Raw genomic sequence first — 22,408 nt, forward strand, 5'->3', positions numbered from 1 at the left:
CAGGTAGTCCTGACGGGCCGGAACCTGACGGTCAGCCGCCGCGGCGGATCCGACCGCGGTAACGGTCTTCGAGTGCATGGTTGTGCTCATCACCTCCCGGTCGATTGGCCGAGATGTACAGCGGCGGCACTGTGCCGGCTTCGAGCATCCGCTCGGTGACGCCGAGCGTCAGCGCCTGGGCGATGAAGGCAGCCGTGATCGAGGAGACCGCACCCGCGCCGTACTCCTCGCCGAGAGTCAGGGTGGCATCGCCGTACGGGGCCAGGTTGTCGATCACCACGTCGGCGACGTCGATCAGGCGCTTGCCGCTCGGGTGCTTGGGCTCCACCGCCATCGTGTGCTCCATGCTGGTCACAGCGATGATCTTGTGCCCGCGCTCCTGCACCGCGAGGGCGAGACCAACGATCGACCCGTTCACGCCCGAGTTGGAGGCGATGACGAAGACATCGTCGGAATGCAGGGGCGCAGCGTCCAGCAGTTCCTCGACCACGTCCGGGTCCCGCTCCATCGCGGCTCCGGCGAGGTCGGCCACCGGCCGGTCCCCGTAGAGCACCACGTCGCGCAGCGCTATCCGCGTGGTGGGGATCAGACCGCCGGCGCGACCGGCAATCTCCATGGCGAACGCCTCGGAATGTCCGGTACCGAACGCCTGGATCACGCCGCCGGCGTCGAGCGCTTCGACGAGCAGGTCCACAGCAGGGTCGAGCGTGCCATCGGTGGCGTGCTGGGCGAGTGTGTCGAGCCGGCGGGAGACCTCCTGGTGGAAGTCGGCTGCGGCGGAGATCATCGATGTCCTTTCGGTGGGGATGCAGAAGCGAACAGGGTCCGCAGATCAGTCGGGTCGGCGATGTGAGGCGACGGCGTCAGCCGAAGCCGCGATTCGTGCGACCGTGGCGCTGTAGTCGAGCTGGGCCACCAGCAGATAGAGCACGTCGAGCACAAAGAGCTGAGAGTGCTTGGCGGAAAGATCGGCCGGGTGCAGGTACTGCTCCGGGACGGAGGCCAGCAGGGTGCAGTCTGCGGTCTGGGCCAAGGGTGAGTTCCTGAAGCTGGTGATGGCCACGGTGTGGGCGCCGGTCAGCTTCGCCCGATCGAGCATGTCCAAGGTCTCGCGGGTCCGCCCGCTGTTCGAGATGCCGATCGCGATCGCTTGCTCGTCGAGGATGGACGCGCTGGCCAGACCGGCGTGCACGTCACCCCATGCGTGCGCGTTCACGCCGATCCGATAGAGCCGGGTGCGCATCTCCTCGGCCATCGCGAAGCTGCCACCGGTGCCATAGATGTCCAGGTGTCGCGCCGCGCCGATCTGGTGTGCGACCGAGGCGGCGATGTCCAGATCGAGAACGTCTGCCGTCGCTCGAAGCGACCGCACATGGGCGTTCAGCAGCGCACGCAGCACGTCCTCCGGCGTGTCATCGGGGTCCAATGCCCGACCCATCTCGGCACGCCAGGTCTCTTCCGAGTTCGACGTGTCCCCGCGGCCAGAATCCGTGGCCACACCCACGCGGAACTGGACGTAGCCGGGGTAGCCGAGCTGACGGCAGAATCTCGTCACGGTGGCCGGTGAGGTCCCGGCCCGTTCGGCGAGCTCGGTGATGGACAGCTCCAGCGGGGCCGTAGGGTCCTCGAGGAGAACATCGGCGATCTTGTCCATCGCCGCGGACATCAACGGGCGGTTGGCATGGATACGCTCAGCCACCCGGAGTGTCCGGTCGACCTCGGCCTGAGCAATCCGCACGTGAAAATCCCTCTCGCATCATTGGTGAAGTACGTGAAAGGTATTCTCAACCAGGTCACTCGTCAAGCCAATCGGAGGAATCGTGACCAATTGTTATCTCGGGATCGACGCCGGCGGGACCTCGACCCGTGCCGCCGTGGTCCGTGCCGACGGCACCTGCGTCGGTGTGGGGCGTGCCGGCAGCGGGAACCCGATCAGCGCCGGACCCGACCATGCCGCCGCACAGGTCCTGCTCGCCACCCGCCACGCACTCGAGGACGCAGGCATCGGCGCGGACCGGATGGTCGGTGGTATCGCAGCGATGGCGGGAAGCCGGGTGGCTCGCCACGCGGACTGGCTGAACGATCCGCTCCACGAGGCCGGGATCGGGATCTCGTTGACCCTGGAGCCGGACCTGCTCGCCGCCTTCCTGTCTGCCACGCCGCAGCCGGACGGCTATGCGGTGGTCGCCGGTACCGGTGCCGTGGCCGTGCGCGTACGCGGCTTCGAGCTCGAGGCCGTCACCGATGGCTTGGGATGGCTACTCGGTGATGCGGGATCAGGGTTCTGGATCGGCCACCAGGCAATCCGGCACGCCTTGGCCGCGCTGGACGGCCGTGCCCCGGCGTCGACACTCACGGACGCGCTCCTCGAGTCGCTGGAGCTCGATCCGGAGGCGCCAGCGGAGGTGGAGGGACGCCCGGGTGCGATTCAGCACGCCGTCGACCTGCTCTACACCTGGCGCCCGGTGGAACTCGCCCGGTTGGCGCCCCTGGCCTTCACGGCCGCACAGGCGGGCGACCCTGCTGCCGTCGAGATCGTCGACGAAGCCGGGCGCGCACTGCGTGCCGCGCTCACCTCGATGCTCGTCCCAGAGGTGTCCGGACCATTGGTGTTCGGCGGGAGCGTGCTCACCCAGCAGCCTGCGGTGGCCTCGGCCGTTGCCGCCGCGGTGCCGGGCCAGGAACCGCTGCTCACCTCCGACGGGTTGGTCGGCGCGGCCGTGCTGGCGCTCCGTCGAGGCGGCGTGACGGTGTCGGAGGCGACCTTCGACCGCCTCAGTGAGACGATCGCGGCACGGCGGAACTGATCCCCGCTCACGCGGTGGCGGAGGTCATCTGCCGCAGCTCCTTCTTCAGGTCCGCGATCTCGTCCCGCAACCGGGCGGCAAGCTCGAACTGCAGTTCCTCGGCTGCGGCGTGCATCTGGTCGTTGAGCTGCTGGATGAGGTCCGCCAGATCGCTCGCCGCCGCACCGGCGAGACTGTCGCGCCCGCTCGGCACGGGAGCCTTGCCCTTGGCCTTCCGGTAGCCGCCCTCGAGGAGTTCCTTGGTATCGATGTCCTCGCGGGTGAGCATGTCCGTGATGTCGCCGATCCGCTTGCGCAGCGGCGTCGGGTCGATCCCCATCTCGAGGTTGTAGGCGAGCTGCTTCTCCCGGCGCCGATTGGTCTCCTCGATCGCGTGCTGCATGGACGCCGTCACAGTGTCGGCGTACATGTGCACCTGTCCGGACACGTTTCGGGCCGCTCGCCCGATGGTCTGGATGAGTGAAGTTCCGGAGCGTAGGAATCCTTCCTTGTCGGCATCGAGAATGCTCACCAGGGAGACTTCTGGCAGGTCGAGCCCCTCGCGGAGCAGGTTGATCCCGACCAGCACGTCGAAAGTGCCCATCCGGAGTTCCCGGAGCAGTTCGACCCGACGCAGCGTGTCCACCTCGGAGTGCAGGTACCGCACCTGCACCCCACGTTCGAGCAGATAGTCGGTGAGGTCCTCGGACATCTTCTTCGTCAGGGTGGTGACGAGCACCCGCTCGTTCCGCCCGGTGCGCTCGGTGATCTCGGCGAGCAGGTCGTCGATCTGCCCCTGGGTGGGCTTGACCACGACCTCGGGGTCGATCAGACCGGTGGGCCGGATGATCTGCTCCACGACGCCGTCGGACTGGCTCAACTCATAGTCACCGGGCGTGGCGGAGAGGTACACGGTCTGACCGATCCGCTCGAGGAACTCCTCCCAGCGCAACGGACGGTTGTCCATCGCGCTCGGTAGCCGGAACCCGTGCTCGACCAGCGTGCGCTTGCGGGACATGTCGCCCTCGTACATCGCCCCGATCTGTGGCACGGTCACATGTGATTCGTCCACGACGAGGAGGAAATCCTCGGGGAAGTAGTCCAGCAACGTGTGCGGCGCAGTACCCGCCTCGCGCCCGTCGATGTGCCGGGAGTAGTTCTCGATGCCGGAGCAGGAGCCGATCTGGCGCATCATCTCGATGTCGTAGGTGGTCCGCATGCGCAGCCGTTGCGCCTCGAGCAGCTTGTTCTGCGACTCCAGCGCCGCGAGCCGTTCCTCGAGCTCCGCCTCGATCGTGGTGATCGCACGCTCCATCCGCTCCGGACCTGCGACGTAGTGCGTGGCGGGGAACAGATAGACCTCCTGCTCCGAGCGCACCACCTCACCGGTGAGCGGATTCAGGGCTGCCAACGACTCGATCTCGTCGCCGAACATCTCGATCCGCACCGCGAGCTCTTCGTAGACGGGGATGATCTCAATCGTGTCCCCACGCACCCGGAAGGTGCCGCGGGTGAACGCCATGTCGTTGCGGGTGTACTGCATGGTGACGAACTGCCGGAGCAGGTCGTCGCGCTCGACCTGGTCCCCCACCCGCAACGGGACCATCCGGTCCACGTACTCCTGCGGCGTGCCGAGGCCGTAGATGCAGGACACCGAGGCCACCACGACGACGTCCCGCCGGGTGAGCAGGTTGTTGGTGGCCGAGTGCCGGAGCCGCTCCACCTCGTCGTTGATCGAGGAGTCCTTCTCGATGTAGGTGTCGGTCTGTGGGACGTAGGCCTCGGGCTGGTAGTAGTCGTAGTAGGAGACGAAGTACTCGACGGCATTGTTCGGGAGCAGTTCACGAAACTCCGTGGCCAGCTGGGCAGCGAGGGTCTTGTTCGGCGCCATCACGAGTGTGGGCCGCTGCACCTGCTCGATCAACCAGGCCGTCGTGGCCGACTTCCCGGTACCGGTGGCGCCCAGGAGCACCACGTCCTTCTCCCCCGCGTTGAGGCGTTCGGTCAGCTGGGCGATGGCGGTGGGCTGGTCTCCCGCGGGTTGGAACTCGGAGACGACCTCGAGCGGGGCGAGGGTGCGCTGCAGATCGGTGACGGGACGCATGGTTCCTACGGTACGCGCGGGGTGTGACATCCTTCCCGTCGTGACCACTCAGCCCCGTCCGCAGCACCGCCCGACCCTGCTCCCCATCGACGAGGAGCGGGTCGTCTGGTCTGACCCCACCGCCGACCTGCCGACCGCGCTGGCCGACCGTCCGCTGCTGGTGCTGATGCACGGCTACGGTGCGCACGAGCACGACCTGACTCCCCTGGTTCCCGCGATCGCCGGCAACGCGGTGGTGGCGAGCCTGCGTGCCCCACTGCCGGCCGGCCCGGGCTACGCGTGGTTCCCGATCGAGGATGTCGAGAACGCCGGGTCACCCGATCCTGCCATCGCCGCCGCCACGACCGCTGGAGTGATGCGATGGCTCGAACGCACCCAGGCGCTGGCCCGCACCAACGGGCCGGTCGGCCTGCTGGGCTTCTCCCAGGGCGGTGCGATGGTCACGCACCTGATGCGGCACCACCCGGAGTTGTTCGCGTGCGGTGTGGCCCTCTCCGGGTTCACCGTGCCCGGCCTGGTGGGCGGGGACGAGGCGCTCGCTCAGATCCGCCCTCCGATGTTCTTCGGTCGCGGGAGCGCCGATCCGTTGATCCCCGCACAGGTGAGCGACCGCACGACGGCGTTCCTCGCCTCCCACACGCAGCTCACCACGCGCGTGTACCCAGGTCTGGGGCACGGCATCGCACAGGATGAGGTGGACGAGGTGGCGTCCTTCCTCGCCGAGCACCTCAACACATAGGCGAGAAGAACGACCGGGCGCGGGCCGCCGTCGGCTATCGGAATGCTGCAACCTGGGCGCCCAGGGGGCAGGATGGAGATGCATCAGCCATCGACATCTCGGGAGAACCCTATGTCCGTCGTCAGCAGCGCCAGCACCGCCTGGACCGGAGACCTGTTCAACGGCTCCGGTCGTACCACCTTCGACACCTCCGGTCTGGGCACCTTCGATGTGTCCTGGGACGCTCGTACCGGTCCGGGCGCCGGAACCACCACCCCGGAGGAGCTCATTGCCGCGGCGCACGCGTCCTGCTTCTCGATGGCCTTCTCGAACGAGCTGGCCAGCAACGGGACGCCGCCGGAGACGGTGAACACCTCCGCTGAGGTGACCTTCGTCCCGGGCACCGGGATCACAGGGATCGCCCTGACGGTCTCCGCGAACGTGCCGGGGATCAGCGAGGAGGACTTTCAGCGGATCGCGGGCGCCGCCAAGGAAGGATGCCCCGTCTCGGGTGCGCTCAAGGCCACCCCGATCACCCTGACGGCGTCCCTCGCCTCCTGACCGCAGGCACCATCACGGCCGGTCCGCCTCTGGCGGGCCGGCCGTCTCCTTGGAGCGTGCCGCCGGACCACCATCGGGCCCATGGACCGGGTCCGGAGCCGCCGTGACCTCGTCCAGTTGTTCTCGGAACCAGTTCGCGGTGAACTGGCCGGAGGCGATTCCGAAACTGAGCGTCGCGCGCTGGTACTCGGCGATGTCCTGGTATCCGTCCGGGACCTCTACTGTCTCGAGGCGCTGCTCGAGAGCCTCGAGGCCGGCAACGTCTGAGTCGATCCGGTCGACGATCAGGCGGAGCACCGCGACGCGTTCCGCTGGTGCGACGAGGCCGAGGAAGAACTGCCTCGGAAGGACGGCCGTCTCGAGGTCGGGGCCGACGATCTCGCTGGTCATCCAACGCCGGAACGCGGCACCGCCGGCGTCTGTGACGCCGTACACCTTCTTGCCTCGCGCACCTTCCTCTGTGCTGACCACTTCGATCAGACCGTCCGCGAGTAACCCGTCCAATGCGCGCTTGATGCTGCCGGAGCTGGCGCTGTAGAACAGCGACGGGCCGGCCTCGAACGCCTTGACGAGCCCGTAGAGACTCTGCGGACCAATCAGGAGCAAGCCAAGGATCACGTGAGCCATGCGGACACGCTAACACCCTTGACTCTCGTAGACATATCTACTAGACCTGTCTACGAGACATGCCAAGGAGGTATGGATGACCCCGCCCGACACTCTCGACCGGCTGCACGCCGGCCTCGAACGCCTCACCCGCCGCCGCGCACCAATGCCGGCGCCGCAAGTCCTCGTTCGCACCCCGGACTGGGATTTCACCTTCGGGGAGCACGATCGTCCGTTCCATTCGGCGAGCATCAGCAAAGTGCTCGCGGCCACTCTGGTGACCATGCTCGTCGAACGAGGAGATCTCGACTTCGACACACCTCTCGGTGCCCTGCTGCCGGCATCCGACACCGATCCACTGCCGGCCGCTCCCGGCGTCGACATCGCGTCTGAGGTGACCGTCGACCACCTGCTCTCCCACACCAGCGGATTGCCGGACTACTTCGTCACCTCACGCGGCCATGACACCGCCTGCTCGGCCCGGACGCTCACCACCGATCCCGATCGGCTCTGGACCGTGCCAGAGATTCTCGCCTCGACACGGAACCTCCCACCGGTCGGCCGCCCCGGGGAACGCTTCTGCTACTCGGACACCGGCTACACGCTGCTCGGCAGAATCACCGAGGAGATCACCGGCACGCGATTCGAGACGGCGTTGCGCGAGCACGTCTTCGACCGGTGTGGGATGAGTACGACGTCAACGCCCCATGGCGACGCCACAGTGCCCGCCGACCTCGCCCAGCTGGACATCGTGCCCATGTGGATCCGCGGTCACGAACTCAGCCGTGCACTGTGCCTGAGCGCCGGCCGCGCCGACGGCGGCATCGTGACCATCCCGGCTGATCTGATGCGGTTCCAGGAGGCACTCCACACCGGACAGCTCATCACCAGGGACCACCTCGACCGCATGCGGCGGCCTCGGAACCGGTTCCGGCGTGGCATCCACTACGGCGCGGGCATGGCCACCATCAAGTTCGGCGAGTTCGCCCCGCCGTTCTTGCGCGGCGTTGCAGAGCCGGCCGGTGGCATCGGGCTCTCCGCCACCCACATGTTCTACTATCCGCAGCAGCGCGCGCACGTCATACTGAACTTCCACTCCACCCGCGCGATGAGTCAGAGCTTTCGATTCCACATCACCCTCGCCCGGCTGATCTCGCGGCCCGCGATGAGCGTAGGAGGCTGAGCCGTATGCACATCTCCACCGGCCACTGGGCGGCGTTCGGCGGCGGCGTGCTCGGCGCGAACTGCGTGCCGCACCTGGTCACCGCCGCACGGCGGGGACGGATGCTCACCCCGATCGCCGGCGAGGACTCCGGTCCCACCGCGAACCTCGCCTGGGGCGCGATCAACCTGACGGCGAGCGTGGCCCTTGCCGTCAGCGCCCACCGGCGGCTCGACCGGCGTGCAGAGGGTGCCGTGGCATGCGCGGCAGGAGCCGCCACGTTCGGCCTCTGGGCCTGGGCGTACGAGACCTGGTCGCACTGAGTCCGGTCGCGGCGAGCCCCGCAGCGGTCAGGACGGCGGCGGAACCCAGCCGGTCTCAGCCGCCCAGGCCCGCATCCGCGGCCACGCGTGGTCGAACCATGGCTCTTTTGCCTCGGCGTAGTCGCCGGTGGTCTCGCACCGGTCGACCAGCTCCCGCTTGAGCCTCGCGTACTCTGCGCGGGCCCCGGTGTCCGCGCGCAGCCAGTCCCGGAACAACAGCGCGAACTGCCACCCCGGTCCGTCACGCACGCGCACGTGCAGATTCACGGGCCGGCCAGGGTCGGCGTTGGCATGGAAGCGCTTGGGCCACACCTCCGCCGGCACGCCATCCTTGGCTGAGTCCCACCAGTGCCCGGGCAGGCGCGGGAAACCCGCCAGGTGAAGCGCCTCCGACAGGTGATCGGCGGCATCCAGGTCCGCGACGCCCAGCTGGAGGTCGAGCACGTCCTTGGCCACCAGACCGGGCACCGAGGTCGAACCGATGTGGTGGGCGCTGCGGATCGCGGGTCCCCCGGCGAGGCGCAGCCGTTCGAGCAGATCCTCGGCCTGTGCCGACCAGTCCCGTGGCGCCCCCGGGTCGGCGACGACCGCTGGGGCCGATGGACGGTCGGCCCGGCGGCCGTCCCGCACATTCTGAGCGTATGGCGCAATCCGCTCAGACCAGACGCACTGTACCTGCGCCACCGTCTGCTCGGGGGTGCCCTCGTTGTCGATCCACACGTCGGCCACGCGACGCCGGGCGTCGTCGTCAGCCTGGGCCGCCATCCGTGCGCTGGCAGCGCTGGTGTCCATGTCGCGGTCCCGTGCCAACCGTTCCAGTCGAACACGCTCGGAGGCTCCAACGACGATCACGAGGTGATGGTCCCTGGCCAGGTCGTTCTCCACCAGCAGCGGGATGTCGTGAACCACCACTGAACCGGCGGCGATGGTAGCCACTCGCGTCTCGGCTGCCTCCCGTACCCGGGGGTGCACGATCGCATTCAGCCGCGCGCGGGCTTTCGGGTCACCGAACACCAGCTCGGCCAGCGCTGGCCGGTCGAGCGCTCCGTCGGGCCCGAGAACCTGTGCACCGAACTCAGCCACCACCTCGGCCAGCCCATCGGTGCCCGGAGCAATGACCTCCCGTGCGAGCACATCGGAGTCCACCACGACGGCGCCCCTCGCCTCGAGCAGTCGTGCCACGCTGGACTTGCCCGCACCGATGCCTCCCGTGAGGCCGATGCTCAGGGCGTGCGTCATGACACGCTCCCGCTCGTCGCCGTGAGGTCGGGCCGCGGGTCGAGGGCCTCCTCGAGGACCACGTGCAGTGCACGGGCGATGCTCGCCAGGTCCAGCTGCTCGGTGGCAGGCACGTGCACGAATCCGGCACGCCGCCGGCCCGGTTCGGTCTCCGCCCACGCTGAGGCCCGGTAGAAGACGGCGTTGCAGACGTAGGTCCCCGCCGTCATCGACAGAACGGCTGGAATGTCGGCGGCGTGGAGCGCAACGAGCGCTCGCTTGACCGGGAGCGACGTCCACAGGCCCGTCGGGCCGCCATCGACCACGGCGACCTCCGCCGGCTGCGCGCCGTCGTTGTCCGGGATCGGTGCATCGCACAGGTTCACCGCCAGTCGTTCCAGGCTGATCCCTGGTCGCGCAGCGGCCAGGCCGGTGGCCACGACGAGCGTGGGCTCGTACTCGGCCAACAGACGTTCCAGACGCTCTGCGGCTCGCTCGTAGGAGACGGGGAGCTGCGCCGTCACCAGCCGTTCCGGGCGACGCCATTGCTCGGCGACGAGCCGGACGGCATCGATCGACGGGTTGGTGCGGGCACCGTCGAACGGTTCGAATCCGGTGAGGAGGACGGTCGCGGGTTCGGCCACGTGCCTACCCTACGGCCCGTCTGACCTAGCATCCGCAGTCTGATTCATTCCCGCCGCTCGGTCAGACTGCCGCCACTGGGTCAGACGACGGTCGACACAACGACACCGGCCCGCCACCTTCGCGAGGTGACGGGCCGGTGATCGATCATCCGGTCAGTTGCCGGTGAGCTTCTCGCGAAGCGCGGCGAGCGCCTCGTCCGAGGCGAGCGTGCCGCCACCCTCGACCGGGGCCGAGGTGTAGGAGGACTCGGCCGCGGGCTCGGAGGAGCTGCTGCCGCTGCTGGCCGGGGCGGGTGCCGCGGCAGACTCGGCGTCGGCCTCGATGGCGCGCTGGACCTGAGCCTTGTGGGCCTCCCAGCGAGCGTGCGCCTTCGCGTACTGCTCTTCCCAGGCCTCGCGCTGGGTCTCGTACCCCTCGAGCCACTCGTTGGTCTCCGGGTCGAAGCCCTCCGGGTACTTGTAGTTGCCCTGCTCGTCGTACTCCGCGGCCATGCCGTACAGCGACGGGTCGAAGTCGTCCCCGGCGAGGTCGACTCCATCGTTGGCCTGCTTCAGCGAGAGCGAGATCCGGCGACGCTCCAGGTCGATGTCGATCACCTTGACGAAGACCTCGTCGTCGACCTTCGCGACCTGCTCGGGCACCTCGACGTGGCGCTGGGCCAGCTCGGAGATGTGCACCAGGCCCTCGATGCCGTCCTCGACGCGCACGAACGCACCGAACGGCACCAGCTTGGTGACCTTACCCGGCACGACCTGGCCGATGGCGTGGGTCCGGGCGAAGGCCTGCCACGGGTCCTCCTGCGTGGCCTTCAGCGAGAGTGAGACCCGTTCACGGTCGAAGTCCACGTCGAGCACCTCGACGGTGACCTCCTGGCCGACCTCCACGATCTCGTTCGGGTGGTCGATGTGCTTCCAGGACAGTTCGGAGACGTGCACCAATCCGTCCACGCCGCCGAGGTCCACGAACGCACCGAAGTTGACGATCGAGGAGACCACACCGGGGCGCACCTGACCCTTCTGCAGGGTCTGCAGGAAGGTGGAGCGCACCTCGGACTGGGTCTGCTCCAACCAGGCGCGGCGAGAGAGGACCACGTTGTTGCGGTTCTTGTCGAGCTCGATGATCTTGGCCTCGATCTCCTGGCCGATGTACGGCTGGAGGTCGCGGACACGGCGCATCTCCACCAGCGAGGCGGGCAGGAAGCCACGCAGGCCGATGTCGAGGATCAGGCCGCCCTTGACGACCTCGATGACGGTGCCGGTGACGACGCCGTCCTCTTCCTTGATCTTCTCGATGGTGCCCCAGGCACGCTCGTACTGTGCGCGCTTCTTGGACAGGAGTAGACGGCCCTCCTTGTCCTCCTTCTGGAGAACGAGAGCTTCGACCGCGTCTCCGACAGCCACGACCTCGTCGGGGTCGACGTCGTGCTTGATGGAGAGCTCGCGCGAAAGGATGACGCCTTCGGTCTTGTAACCGATGTCGAGGAGAACCTCGTCGCGGTCGACCTTGACGACCGTGCCCTCGACGATGTCACCGTCATTGAAGTACTTGATGGTCGCGTCGACGGCTGCGAGGAAATCTTCTTCCGAGCCGATGTCGTTGACCGCGACCTGCGGTGCGTTCGTCGTGGCCGGGCTGGTGATAGTCATTGAGTGTTGGACTCCGTTGCGGACAGGGATAGTGGGGTACAGGGACGTGCGCGAGGATCGCTCGCAAGGCACACGTGAGAACCCACGATCTCCGGTGGGCGGGTGATCCGACGATCTGAATCTCGCCAGTTTCTTCACCCCGCACCCGGTGTGGGCGCAGGAACGCACGAATGACCTCGGTAATCCTACCCCGCCCGTGGAACTGCTGGCAAAGTGCCTCGTCAGTGCTGCTGGCGGCGGTCACGGGGCCTCGCACGGCGGCGCGCAACAGGCATGATGGCCGGATGCAGACAGCGGGCGACGAGCACGGCGACGAGCGCCTCGCCAGTGCCGGATTCCACCAGGTCGATGCCGCAACGAGCCAAGACGCCGCCGCCGCCAACGCGCGGTGGTGGAGCGAGACCGCCGAGGAGTACCTGGACGAGCACGGCGCCTTCCTGGGGCCGGCCGACTTCTGCTGGTGTCCGGAAGGGGTGCGGGAGTCCGAAGCGGGGCTGCTGGGACCACTCAGCTCGCTGCGTGGACAGCGCGTGCTGGAGATCGGCGCCGGTGCCGCCCAGTGCTCACGGTGGCTCCGCCGTCACGGGGTGGATGCCCTGGCCACCGACGTGGCGCCGGGAATGGCCGAAGCGGCCGCCCGGCTGGACGCAGAGACGGGCATCGACGTGCCCTTCCTGACTGCGGACGCCCGGGAGCTTCCGCTGGCCGACGCGGCGTTCGACGTGGTCTTCACGGCCTTCGGCGCGATCCCGTTCGTGCCGGACTCCGGTCGTGTGCATGCGGAGGCCGCTCGGGTGCTGCGTCCGGGCGGACGCTGGGTCTGCTCCGTGACCCACCCGGTCCGTTGGGCCTTCCCGGACGATCCGACCAGTGCGGGCCTGACGGCGGTGCGTTCCTACTTCGACCGCACTCCGTACAGCGAGGTGGACGCCACCGGTCGGCACGTCTACGCCGAGTTCCACCGGACCGTCGGCGATCACGTCCGCGAGCTGGTCGCCGCCGGATTCGACGTGCTGGACCTGGTGGAACCGGAGTGGCCGGCGCAGAACACCAACGTGTGGGGCGGATGGGGACCCGAGCGCGGCGAGTTCCTGCCCGGCACGTTGATCCTGGTGGCTCGACGGCGCACCAGGTGACGGTGCCCGGTCAGTGCCCGGCGTCGCGCCAGTTCGACCCGGTTCCCACGCTCACCTCGAGCGGCACGGCCAGGTCAGCCGCCGCGCCCATCTGCTCCCGTAGCACGGCCTCAGCCACCTCAGCCTCGCCGGGCGCGACCTCCACGACGAGCTCGTCGTGCACCTGAAGCAACAGACGTGAGCGGAGATTCTGCTCGGTGAACGCGGCCTGCACCCCGATCATCGCCACCTTGATCAGGTCCGCGGCGCTGCCCTGGATCGGGGCGTTGAGTGCCATCCGCTCGGCCATCTCACGCCGCTGCCGGTTGTCGCTGGTCAGGTCGGGCAGGTACCGACGGCGGCCGAGGATCGTCTCTGTGTAGCCGTTCACCCGGGCACCGTCCACCACGGAGGCGAGGTAGTCGCGAACACCGCCGAACCGTTCGAAGTACTCCTCCATCAGCCCGCGTGCCTCACCGGTATCGATCTTGAGCTGGCGGGACAGGCCGAAGGCGCTGAGTCCATACGCCAGTCCGTAGGACATCGCCTTGATCTTGGACCTCATCGAGGCGGTCACGGCCTCGGGGGCGACGTCGAACACGCGCGAACCGACGAACGAGTGCAGGTCCTCTCCGGACCGGAACGCCTCGATGAGGCCGTCGTCCCCGGAGAGGTGGGCCATGATCCGCATCTCGATCTGGGAGTAGTCCGCGGTGAGCAGCGACTCGTACCCCGCGCCCACCACGAAGGCCGCGCGGATCCGGTGCCCTTCCTCGGTACGGATCGGGATGTTCTGCAGGTTGGGGTCCGCGGAGGAGAGCCGCCCCGTGGCCGCGATCGTCTGCGAGTAGGTGGTGTGGATGCGTCCGTCCGGGGCGACCGTACGCAGCAGGCCCTCCACGGTCTGCCGGAGCCGGATCTGGTCCCGATGGGTGAGCAAGTGCTCCAGGAACGGGTGTTCGGTCTTGGTGTACAGGTCGGCGAGCGCGTCGGCGTCGGTGGTGTATCCGGTCTTCGTCTTGCGCGTCTTCGGCATCTCGAGATCGCCGAAGAGCACCTCCTGGAGCTGTTTCGGGGAGCTGAGGTTCACCTCGCGTCCGATGACCTCATACGCCTGCGACGCGGCGTCACGCACGCGCTGGTCGAACTCACGCTCCAGCCCACGCAGATACTCGGAGTCTGCGCCGATACCGGCCTTCTCCATCTGAGCCAGCACATCGGCCACCGGCAGCTCGAGATCGGTGAGCAATGCCCCCGAGGCACGGTCGTTCAACTGATCAGTGAGCACCACAGCGAGCTCGACCACCGCGGCAGCACGCACCGCACTGAGCTCGGCCTCGTCCGGACCGTCGAGCACCAGCATCTGCTGGGCGCCGTCGGAGCCTTCGGTACGCAACTCGCGACCGAGGAACCGGACGGTGAGGTCGGCCAGCGCATAGGAACGCTGATCCGGGTGGCACAGATAGGCGGCGGTGGCGGTGTCGAAGCTCACGCCGGCGAGGACCAGCCCACGCCCGTCCAAGCAGTGCCAGCCCGCTTTGGCGTCGTGCAGGACCTTCTCCCGGCCCGGATCGGCGAGCCAGGTCGCCAGGGCGGACTCGTCGTCGGGGGTGATCTCGGTCAGGTCCACGGTCAGGACCGCGCCGCCCTCGGCTGCTACGGCCATCCCCCACGCATCACCGGCGCCGGAGGCGACGGTGCCACGAACATCCACACCGACCCGGCCGGTGGCATGGGTATCCAGCCACTCCTGCAACCCTCCGGGCGTCAGCGCCGTGACGTCGAGGTCGAACGACTCGGCCGTCGCGGACTCCGCGTCGCCGGCATCCATCTCGAAGAGTCGGTCGCGCAGCACCCGGAACTCGAGCGCATCGAACACCTGGTGCACCTTCTCGCGCTCAAAGGCCCGCCGGGGCAGATCATCCAGCCCGACCGGGAGCTCCATGTCCCGCAGCAACTGGTTCAGCTGTCGGTTCAGCAGCACCTGGTCCAGGTGGTCCCGGAGTGACTGGCCGGCCTTGCCGGTGATCGACGGCGCATCAGTGACAATGCCCTCGAGTCCCTCATGGGCGAGGATCCACTTGGCCGCGGTCTTCGGTCCCACACCCGGGACGCCGGGCAGGTTGTCGCTGGTCTCCCCCACCAGAGCCGCGAGGTCGCTGTACTGCGCCGGGGACACCCCGTACTTCTCCTGCACCGCGGCCGGTGTCATCCGGACCAGGTCGGAGACACCCTTGCGCGGATACAGCACCGTGACCGACTCGTTGACGAGTTGATACGTGTCCCGATCGCCGGAACAGATGAGCACGTCATACCCAGCTGCCTCCGCCTGCGTGGCCAGCGTGGCCAGGATGTCGTCGGCTTCGAAGCCCTCCCGGCCCAGCGTGGTGATCCCGAGTGCCGCGAGCACCTCCTCGATCAGCGGGATCTGTCCCCGGAACTCCTGGGGCGTCTCGTCCCTGGTGCCCTTGTAGTCCGCGTAGGTCTCCTTCCGGAACGTCTGGCTGGAGACGTCGAAGGCCACCGCTACGTGCGTGGGATCCTCATCCCGGAGCAGGTTGATGAGCATCGAGGTGAAGCCGTAGACGGCGTTCGTCGTCTGCCCGGTGGTCGTGGAGAAGTTCTCAGCAGGGAGGGCGAAGAAGGCACGGTAGGCCATCGAGTGCCCGTCGATGAGCAGGAGCCGGGGTCGCGCAGTGTCACTCACACCTGACAGCCTAGGCTGCATGACCGACACTTCCGATTCAGCGCTGACCGAGCCGACCGATCTCACCGCGTGGGACCTCCGCGGCACACTCGTGGAGAAGCTCGGGATCGAGCTGCTGGAGACACGTCCGGAACGAGCCGTCGGGCGGATGCCTGTCGACGGGAACACCCAACCGGCAGGCCTGCTGCACGGGGGCGCCTCGGCTGCGCTCGCGGAGACCCTCGCCTCGATCGCGGCGACGTTGCATGCCGGGCGCGGACGGGCCGCCGTCGGGCTGGACCTGAACGCCACCCATCACCGGGCGGTACGCACCGGGTGGGTGCGCGGTACGGCGCAGGCGCTGCACCTGGGCCGGACGACAGCCGCCTATGAGATCGCAGTGCTCGAAGAAGGGTCTGACCGGCGCGTCTGTACCGCACGGTTGACGTGCATGCTCCTCGACTCGGCCTGAGAACGCTCCACCAGCGCAGTGAGGTCCACGCCGCGCGCAGGAGTCTCCGGCAGTCCCCTGCTACGCCGTCGACGTGCAATGAGCTCATCCAACCCTCGGGTGCGCCGTTCCCTCGTGGCCGACGGCGCGAGTTCGAGACGCCGCAGCACCGAGGCCGTCTCGGCCACGCGGCGGGAACCGGCCGGGGAGAAGCCGAGGCCGGAGAAGAATCGCTGCTCGCTCCGGGCACCGGTGAGGGGCACGGTGACGATGCGCTCGGCACCGTGCCGGGCCGCCTCGATCGCGCCCTGCTGCATCAGCGCCCGGCCGGCACCCTGGCGACGGTGGTCACCGTGCACGTAGAGCGCCTCCACCTGGAGGTAGGGCACGTCACACAGCAGTCCCGGTGAAACACACTGCAGTAAGGCAAGGCCGATCAGCTCGGAATCGACCTCGGCGATCACGAGCCTGCTCTCCGGCATCTCGAACCATGCGCGTAGGTGCGTCTCGAGGCCCGCCACCTCAGGCGCCACGAACTGAGGGCCGAGCGGGGAATCAGCCCGCGCGGACCGCACCAGCGGCAGGACCGCTGCCAGATCGGACGGTTCGGCGAGCCGGGCGCGCACGGCGGAGAGCTTCACCACACTCGCACCTCCCGCTCATGGACGGACGTCGTGGCACACACTACGCCCGAACACCGAAGGTCGGGAGTGCGGGGCACAGATGCGGCGGGTGTTACTTGGAGCCGACCTGGTCGATCACGGCGTCGGCGACCTCACGCATCGTGAGGCGGCGGTCCATCGACGTCTTCTGGATCCAGCGGAAGGCCTCGGGCTCGCTCAGGCCCATCTTGGTCATCAGCAGCCCCTTCGCCCGGTCCACCCGCTTGCGGGTCTCGAACCGGTCCGTCAGGTCCGCGACCTCGGACTCCAGCGCTGCGATCTCTTGGTGCCTGGAGAGGGCAATCTCCAAGGCAGGCAGCAGGTCACCCGGGGTGAACGGCTTCACCACGTAGGCCATCGCACCGGCGTCGCGTGCCCGCTCGACGAGCTCGGTCTGGGAGAACGCGGTGAGGAGCACGACCGGCGCGATCCGCGCCTTGGTGATCCGCTCAGCAGCCGAGATGCCATCAAGCACCGGCATCTTGACGTCCATCACGACGATGTCCGGCTTGAGCTCGGTCGCCAGAGCAACAGCGGTCTCACCGTCACCGGCCTCACCGACCACCTCGTAGCCGGCCTCGGCCAGCGTCTCGACGACGTCGAGCCGGATGAGCGCCTCGTCTTCAGCGACCACAGCCCGGCGGGCCGTTCGCGCCTTCGGGGCCTCCTCAGGCGCGCTCTCCGGCAGTTCAAGGTCGAGCAGGTCGGGGTTGTTCGTCTCCGGCGTCCCGCCGGTGGTCTCATCCGTCACAGAGTGATCCTAACGTGCGCATACCGGACAGTGCCCCGTCCCGGACTCGAACCGGGACGCCCGTGAGGGCAGCCGGGTTTGAGCCGACCGCGTCTGCCTATTCCGCCAACGGGGCGTCGCAGCCCGCCAACAGGCTGCGGTCGGCTATCTTAGCGTGCCTGCGGGACGTGGCTGAACACGAGAGACATCAACCCGGCAGGGGGTCGCGCGCGATCGGGCAGGTCATGCAGTGTCCGCCGCCACGTCCCCGGCCGAGTTCGGCGCCGCGAATCTCGATCACCTGGATTCCTGCGTCACGCAGCAGCGCATTCGTCACGGTGTTCCGATCGTAGGTGAACACCACTCCGGGTTCGACGGCCACCGCATTGTTGCCGCTGTCCCACTGCTGCCGCTCCGAGGCATAGGCGTCCCCACCCGTCTCGATCACCCGCAGCGCCGGCAGCCCCATGGCACGGGCGACCACGTCAACGAAACTGCCCACCCCCTCGTCCCGCACCTCCAGCCCCGGCGCGGTCTCACAGGGGTACAGGCTGAACGTGCGCACGCCGTCCATGATCGCCGGGTACACGGTCACCACGTCACGGTCGGCAAACGTGAACACGGTGTCCAGGTGCATCGCGGCCCGCAGCTTCGGCATCCCCGCCACCACCACCTGCCGCGCCGCTCCGGCGTCGAACAGCACCCGGGTGAGCTGGGTGATCGCTTGGCGCGACGTCCGCTCCCCCATCCCGAGGAGCACCACCCCGTCTCCCACTGGCATCACGTCACCACCCTCGAGGGTCGCCTGGCGCCAGTCCAGTTCGGGATCGCCCCACCAGATGCGGTCGGCGGAGAAGTCCGGGTGGAAGCTGTAGATCGCCTTCATCAGCAGTGTCTCGCCCCGTCGAGCGGGCCAGTACAGCGGGTTCAGCGTGAGGCCGCCGTACAGCCAGCTTGTCGTATCGCGGGTGTAGAGCATGTTCGGCAGCGGCGGGAGGAGATACTCCGCGCGAGGTCCGCCCACCTCGGCCAGGGCGAGATAGGCCGGCCGGAACTCGCCGGGCAGGTCAGAGGTAGCGAGCCCGCCGATGAGGTACTCGGCCACGTCTCGCGCCGGGAGCGTGTCCAGGAATGCCAACGTGTCCGCGACCAGGCCCAGACCCACCGTGTTCGCCTCGATGGTGCGCTCCAGCAACCACCGGCGCGCCTCCGGCTGCGCCATGGTCTCGGTGAGCAGGTCCAGCAGCTCCACCACTTCGACGCCGCGGTCGGTGAGCTGGGCCACGAAGTCGGCGTGGTCCTGCTGCGCGGCACGCACCCAGAGCACATCGTCGAACAGCAGCGCATCGGAGGTGGAGGGAGTCAGCCGCTCGTGCGCGAGCCCGGGTGCGCAGACCAGCACCTTGCGTAGCCGACCCACCTCGGAGTGCACCCCGTGAGTGATCATCCCAGGCCTCGGTCAGCCAGCACGGCGCGTACGAACTCATCGATGTGGCGCACCCGGTCGACGTGTGTCACGTGCGCGTTCCACGGCCGGTCCATCAGGTAACCACGGGTCCCGGCCGCGCACAGGCGCGCCACGTTGTCGGCGTTGTCGTCGACGAACACGTCGGTACGGACCACGGTCTTGTCCGCGGAGAACGTCAGACCGTGGTGGGCGAGGGCGTGCCGGTCCACCCAGGCGCGGGTCTGCTGGCGAACGAGCTCCGAAGTGAGACCGGCGAAGTCGCCACAGCCCCGGGCGGTGATCAGCTGCACCTGGTGCCCCGCGTCCACGAGGGCCTGCAGCGCCGCACCGGCGCCGGGGAGCGGGTCCGCCGAGTAGAGGGTGCCGTCCTGCACCCCACGATGGATGACGGCGTGCCAGGAGTCCGCCGAGCAGCCGTACTCCACGTAGGGGGTCCAGCTGGTGATCTGTGCAGGCGGGCGATCACCGGCGATCCCGGCCGCCAGGCTGAGCTCGTGGGCACGGCCGGACCAGTCGTAGAGCACGTCGTCGATGTCGACGCCGACAACCAATGGCGATCTCACCGTGACACCCTCCTTGCGCTCCGTGCTCCTACTGTGCCACGGAGGATCGGCCATTCTCAGCCGACCGTGATGCTCTCCACCAACGGGGTGCAGGCAGGTTCGATCACCTGCCGGGCGCCGTCGTCGGTCCATTGGCAGTAGGCGTGCAGGAGTTGGGTCTCGGAGAACAGCCAGTAGCCCACATAGGAATACTCCGCCAGGCCGATCTGCTGGGTGATCGCCGGCTGCCCGGCCACCTCCGTCATCTCGGCTTCGCCGAGCGGCTCGGCGTCGATCTGGTCGCGATAGCGCCCGAGCTGCTCCTCCACCGCCTCCAGGGGTACTCGTCCGCACGCGTCAGCGAACTCGTCCCAGTCGAGCCCGGTGTAGACGACCACCTGGATCACGTTCAGGCCCGGCACGGCAGGGTCGTTCGGCTCTGCGTACCAGGTGGAGTGGACCTCCTCGACGGGATTGTCCTCGTGGTAGCTGAAGCTCTCGACAAATCCCTCGGGCATCGACCACTGGGCAGTGGTGAGGTCCAGGTCGGCCAGCTGCAGTTCGTTCTCGTCCGGGGCGTTCTCCCCACACTCCAGCAACTGCGGTGGGATCGTCCGAGGGCCATCACCACCGCTGTCGCTGCCACTCTCGCTGCTACCAGCCCCATCGCTGCCCGAGTCAGGCTCGCCGTCGGGTCCGAGCTCGTCGACCAGCTGGCAGCCGGTGAGCAATGCAAGCGCCGCCGCCAGGGCTGCGCCCGCCGCGACCGATCGTCTCTTCATCGTGCTCATCCGACCTGCACGCTCCCGATCAGGTCGGCACACCCGTCGGCGATCTCTTCCTGCGCCCGGTCACTCGTCCACTGGCAGCCGATGAAGAGCAGTTCGGTCTGGGAGAACAGCCAGTAGCCGCGGAAGGTGTAGTTCGGGATCTGCATGGTCTGCGTGACCGCCGGCAGACCCGCCACCTCGGTCAGCTCGGCGCCGTCGAGGGCCTGGGCACCCAGGGCGCTCTCATACTCGGCGACCCGTTCCAGCATCGCCTCCAGCGGCACACGGTTGCATTCGCGCGCGTACTGTCCCCAGTCCAGGCCCACGTATCCGATGACACCGAGCAGGTCGAGGCTGTCGTAGCCCGGCTCCTGGGGCACCAGTGTCTCGAGGAACGACTGCTCTTCGTAGGCGAGATCGTCGTAATAGCCGCTGGCTGAACGATATCCCGACGGCACCGACCAGCCTCCGTCCGAGGCCACCAGTTCGTCGGTGAGATCCACCTGCGGCTCGGCGGACTCTCCGCACTCGAGCAGCTGTGGCGGGATCGTGCGCGGACCGTCCTCGCCGGCCGACCCGCCTTGGTCGGTCGATGGCGTCGCGGGACCGTTAGTCGGGTCGCCACCGAGTCCGGGAAGCCCCCGACACCCTGCGAGCAGGACCACCAAGGACAAGAGTCCCGCGAGGCGAATCGACCTGCGGCGCATCTCAGCCGACCTCCACGGTGGGGACCAGCTCCGCGCATCCCTGCTCGATCAACTCCTGGTACTGCCCGTCGGTCCACTGGCAATAGAGGTGCACCAGGTCGGTCTGGGAGAACAGCCAGTAGCCGACATAGTCATAGTTCGACAACCGGACCCGTTGGCTGATCGCGGGGAGGCCGGCCACCTCGGTCATCTCCGGTTCCCCCAGGAGCTCGGCGTCGATCTGCTCCATATACCCGGCAAGGCGCTCCTCGACGGCGGACAGCGGCACCTGACCGCACTGCCTCGCCTGCTGCCCCCAGTCCAGCCCCACGTAGATCGCCACGTTCAGCACGTTCAGTGATGGTGCCGGGTCATCGACCGGCTCGGCCACCCAGAGGCTGTGCAGTTCCTCGACTGGATTGTCCTCGTGGTACCCGCTGGCCTCGGCGTACCCGCTCGGCGTGGACCAGCGGACCGTCGTCAGGTCGGTCTCGGTGAGCACCAGCGACTCGTCGTCCTCTTCCCCGTCGCCACTGTTCTTGTCGTCCGCACCGGGATCGGCGGACTCGTCACCGCATTCCAGCAGCTGCGGTGGAATGGTGCCGCCGTTGCCCGACCCGTCCGACGAACCCTGATCGGACCCCTCGGCCCCGGTGGGATCGGGCCCGCCCGGCAGCTCCGGCATGCTGCCGCATGCGGCCAGCAGCACGGCGCCAAGCAGCGCCACACTGGCTCGTACCCCGGTCCTGCTCATTCACCCGCTCCCGTCTCTGGTGATCTGACAGCACGGTACCGCGACGCCCTGGTCCCGGCCGTGTCGCGGCACGGGGAGGACTCCCCGTCAGCCGAAGGCGAGGGAGTCGACCACCGTGTCGCAGCCGGACGTCACCTCCACCTCGCTGGTGACCCACTGGCAGCCGATCAGCAACAGCTCCCCCTCGCCGATCACGAGTGTGGCGGCCACGATGAAGTCGTATCCGGCGTACTGCTGCGCCTCGGTGACGGCGGCCACCCCGTTGCCGACCTCGGCCCATTCCGGCGCGGTCGCGGTGATGTCGCCCTCGCGGTGCCACCGGTCCAGGAGTAGCTCCACCGCCTTCCGGTCCACCACACCGCAGGCGTCGACGAGCGGTTCCGGGACATCGGTGTAGTGCACCAGGGAGATGATCTCGATACCCGTCCCGGGCGAGCTCGGCACCAGGTAGGTGTCCGTCCGCGACTCGGTGATGGGTGCGATCTGGGTGTAGCCACCCTCCTCGTCGAAGCCGTCCGGGTTGGTCCAGGTGGCCGCGGCCAGGTCGGGCACATCGCCACGGTCCTCGCACTCGCGCAACTGCGGCGGGACAGTCCTGGGCCCACCGCTGGCCCCGTCGCCGCCGGAGTCACCGCCTCCTGTCCCGGGCGAGCCGGTCGGTGCCGGGTCGCTCCCGTCGTTGCCAGAGCACGCGGCGAGCGGAGCGAGGAGGCCCGCCAGGACGATGACGGCGACCGCCCGGGACAGCCGGGCGGTCGCCGTCATCATGTGTCGC

The 22,408-nt window shown here is 68.3% G+C and carries 23 protein-coding genes and 1 tRNA gene; 7 read left to right on the forward strand and 17 right to left on the reverse strand.

Features of this window, described 5'->3' with window-relative positions; translation table 11 throughout:
* Positions 1 to 31: 31 nt before the first annotated feature.
* Entirely contained in the window at positions 32 to 787 is a 756-nt protein-coding gene (locus BLU77_RS08155; RefSeq protein WP_089772477.1) for a sugar isomerase domain-containing protein, read from the reverse strand.
* A gap of 45 nt (positions 788 to 832) precedes the next feature.
* Entirely contained in the window at positions 833 to 1,738 is a 906-nt protein-coding gene (locus BLU77_RS08160; RefSeq protein ID WP_245708729.1) for a MurR/RpiR family transcriptional regulator, read from the reverse strand.
* Between the two features lie 82 nt (positions 1,739 to 1,820).
* Here BLU77_RS08160 and BLU77_RS08165 point away from each other — a divergent pair, with 82 nt between their 5' ends.
* Positions 1,821 to 2,807, forward strand: a complete 987-nt coding sequence (locus tag BLU77_RS08165; protein ID WP_175476986.1) for an N-acetylglucosamine kinase — start codon at positions 1,821 to 1,823, stop codon at positions 2,805 to 2,807.
* Positions 2,808 to 2,814: 7 nt separating this feature from the next.
* Here the strand turns inward: BLU77_RS08165 and uvrB are convergent, their stop codons facing one another.
* Positions 2,815 to 4,890 (reverse strand): excinuclease ABC subunit UvrB, encoded by a 2,076-nt coding sequence (uvrB, locus tag BLU77_RS08170; RefSeq protein ID WP_089772479.1) that lies wholly within the window; start codon positions 4,888 to 4,890, stop codon positions 2,815 to 2,817.
* A 40-nt stretch (positions 4,891 to 4,930) separates the two neighbouring features.
* Here uvrB and BLU77_RS08175 point away from each other — a divergent pair, with 40 nt between their 5' ends.
* Together BLU77_RS08175 and BLU77_RS08180 are read left to right on the forward strand one after the other, a co-directional pair.
* Entirely contained in the window at positions 4,931 to 5,629 is a 699-nt protein-coding gene (locus BLU77_RS08175; RefSeq protein ID WP_175476987.1) for an alpha/beta hydrolase, read from the forward strand.
* Positions 5,630 to 5,740: 111 nt separating this feature from the next.
* Positions 5,741 to 6,169 carry an OsmC family peroxiredoxin gene (locus tag BLU77_RS08180; RefSeq protein WP_089772481.1) on the forward strand — a complete coding sequence of 143 codons (429 nt, stop codon included), beginning with the start codon at positions 5,741 to 5,743 and terminating at the stop codon, positions 6,167 to 6,169.
* 12 nt (positions 6,170 to 6,181) lie between these two features.
* On the opposite strand, the gene BLU77_RS08185 is transcribed toward BLU77_RS08180, so the two are convergent.
* A complete protein-coding gene (locus BLU77_RS08185; RefSeq protein WP_089772482.1) occupies positions 6,182 to 6,796 on the reverse strand; it encodes a helix-turn-helix transcriptional regulator in 615 nt (204 codons plus the stop codon).
* A 76-nt stretch (positions 6,797 to 6,872) separates the two neighbouring features.
* On the opposite strand from BLU77_RS08185, the gene BLU77_RS08190 reads away from it, so the two are divergent.
* Positions 6,873 to 7,958, forward strand: a complete 1,086-nt coding sequence (locus BLU77_RS08190) for a serine hydrolase domain-containing protein (RefSeq protein ID WP_089772483.1) — start codon at positions 6,873 to 6,875, stop codon at positions 7,956 to 7,958.
* A gap of 5 nt (positions 7,959 to 7,963) precedes the next feature.
* A complete protein-coding gene (locus BLU77_RS08195) occupies positions 7,964 to 8,260 on the forward strand; it encodes a hypothetical protein (protein ID WP_089772484.1) in 297 nt (98 codons plus the stop codon).
* 27 nt (positions 8,261 to 8,287) lie between these two features.
* Here BLU77_RS08195 and coaE read toward each other — a convergent pair whose 3' ends face one another.
* The 3 genes from coaE to rpsA form a co-directional block, all read right to left on the reverse strand.
* The gene (coaE, locus tag BLU77_RS08200; RefSeq protein WP_089772485.1) at positions 8,288 to 9,499 is read right to left on the reverse strand and encodes a dephospho-CoA kinase; all 1,212 of its coding nucleotides are present in this window, start codon (positions 9,497 to 9,499) and stop codon (positions 8,288 to 8,290) included.
* Positions 9,496 to 10,122 carry a pyroglutamyl-peptidase I gene (locus tag BLU77_RS08205; RefSeq protein WP_089772486.1) on the reverse strand — a complete coding sequence of 209 codons (627 nt, stop codon included), beginning with the start codon at positions 10,120 to 10,122 and terminating at the stop codon, positions 9,496 to 9,498. The genes coaE and BLU77_RS08205 overlap by 4 nt, the downstream gene beginning before the upstream one ends.
* A 153-nt stretch (positions 10,123 to 10,275) precedes the next feature.
* Positions 10,276 to 11,769 carry a 30S ribosomal protein S1 gene (gene rpsA / locus BLU77_RS08210; RefSeq protein WP_089772487.1) on the reverse strand — a complete coding sequence of 498 codons (1,494 nt, stop codon included), beginning with the start codon at positions 11,767 to 11,769 and terminating at the stop codon, positions 10,276 to 10,278.
* Between the two features lie 284 nt (positions 11,770 to 12,053).
* On the opposite strand from rpsA, the gene BLU77_RS08215 reads away from it, so the two are divergent.
* Positions 12,054 to 12,905, forward strand: coding sequence for a class I SAM-dependent methyltransferase (locus tag BLU77_RS08215; protein WP_089772488.1), 852 nt, complete (start codon positions 12,054 to 12,056; stop codon positions 12,903 to 12,905).
* Positions 12,906 to 12,915: 10 nt separating this feature from the next.
* Here the strand turns inward: BLU77_RS08215 and polA are convergent, their stop codons facing one another.
* Positions 12,916 to 15,612: a DNA polymerase I gene (gene polA / locus BLU77_RS08220; RefSeq protein WP_089773077.1), complete on the reverse strand. Its 2,697-nt coding sequence runs from the start codon at positions 15,610 to 15,612 to the stop codon at positions 12,916 to 12,918.
* Here polA and BLU77_RS08225 point away from each other — a divergent pair.
* Positions 15,611 to 16,042: a hotdog fold thioesterase gene (locus BLU77_RS08225; protein WP_089772489.1), complete on the forward strand. Its 432-nt coding sequence runs from the start codon at positions 15,611 to 15,613 to the stop codon at positions 16,040 to 16,042. The genes polA and BLU77_RS08225 overlap by 2 nt on opposite strands.
* On the opposite strand, the gene BLU77_RS08230 is transcribed toward BLU77_RS08225, so the two are convergent.
* The 9 genes from BLU77_RS08230 to BLU77_RS08270 all read right to left on the reverse strand — a co-directional run bounded on the left by BLU77_RS08230 (position 15,958) and on the right by BLU77_RS08270 (position 22,398).
* Positions 15,958 to 16,662: a GNAT family N-acetyltransferase gene (locus tag BLU77_RS08230; protein WP_139177667.1), complete on the reverse strand. Its 705-nt coding sequence runs from the start codon at positions 16,660 to 16,662 to the stop codon at positions 15,958 to 15,960. The two genes, BLU77_RS08225 and BLU77_RS08230, sit on opposite strands and share 85 nt — an antisense overlap.
* A gap of 94 nt (positions 16,663 to 16,756) precedes the next feature.
* Complete coding sequence (locus BLU77_RS08235) at positions 16,757 to 17,386, reverse strand: ANTAR domain-containing response regulator (RefSeq protein ID WP_089773078.1); 630 nt, start codon at positions 17,384 to 17,386, stop codon at positions 16,757 to 16,759.
* Between the two features lie 79 nt (positions 17,387 to 17,465).
* A tRNA-Leu gene (locus BLU77_RS08240) sits at positions 17,466 to 17,549 on the reverse strand.
* 72 nt (positions 17,550 to 17,621) lie between these two features.
* The gene (locus BLU77_RS08245) at positions 17,622 to 18,860 is read right to left on the reverse strand and encodes an arginine deiminase (RefSeq protein ID WP_089772491.1); all 1,239 of its coding nucleotides are present in this window, start codon (positions 18,858 to 18,860) and stop codon (positions 17,622 to 17,624) included.
* Positions 18,857 to 19,444, reverse strand: coding sequence for a 5' nucleotidase, NT5C type (locus BLU77_RS08250; protein WP_175476989.1), 588 nt, complete (start codon positions 19,442 to 19,444; stop codon positions 18,857 to 18,859). Before BLU77_RS08250 ends, BLU77_RS08245 begins: the two co-directional genes overlap by 4 nt.
* Before the next feature lie 56 nt (positions 19,445 to 19,500).
* A complete protein-coding gene (locus BLU77_RS08255) occupies positions 19,501 to 20,205 on the reverse strand; it encodes a hypothetical protein (protein ID WP_089772493.1) in 705 nt (234 codons plus the stop codon).
* Between the two features lie 5 nt (positions 20,206 to 20,210).
* Positions 20,211 to 20,900, reverse strand: coding sequence for a hypothetical protein (locus BLU77_RS08260; RefSeq protein WP_089772494.1), 690 nt, complete (start codon positions 20,898 to 20,900; stop codon positions 20,211 to 20,213).
* Position 20,901: 1 nt separating this feature from the next.
* The gene (locus BLU77_RS08265; RefSeq protein ID WP_139177671.1) at positions 20,902 to 21,633 is read right to left on the reverse strand and encodes a hypothetical protein; all 732 of its coding nucleotides are present in this window, start codon (positions 21,631 to 21,633) and stop codon (positions 20,902 to 20,904) included.
* A gap of 87 nt (positions 21,634 to 21,720) precedes the next feature.
* Positions 21,721 to 22,398, reverse strand: coding sequence for a hypothetical protein (locus BLU77_RS08270; RefSeq protein ID WP_139177673.1), 678 nt, complete (start codon positions 22,396 to 22,398; stop codon positions 21,721 to 21,723).
* Positions 22,399 to 22,408 lie beyond the last annotated feature (10 nt).

Origin of the sequence: Ruania alba (assembly GCF_900105765.1) — a bacterium.
In the GTDB taxonomy this organism is placed as follows: Bacteria; Actinomycetota; Actinomycetes; order Actinomycetales; family Beutenbergiaceae; genus Ruania; species Ruania alba.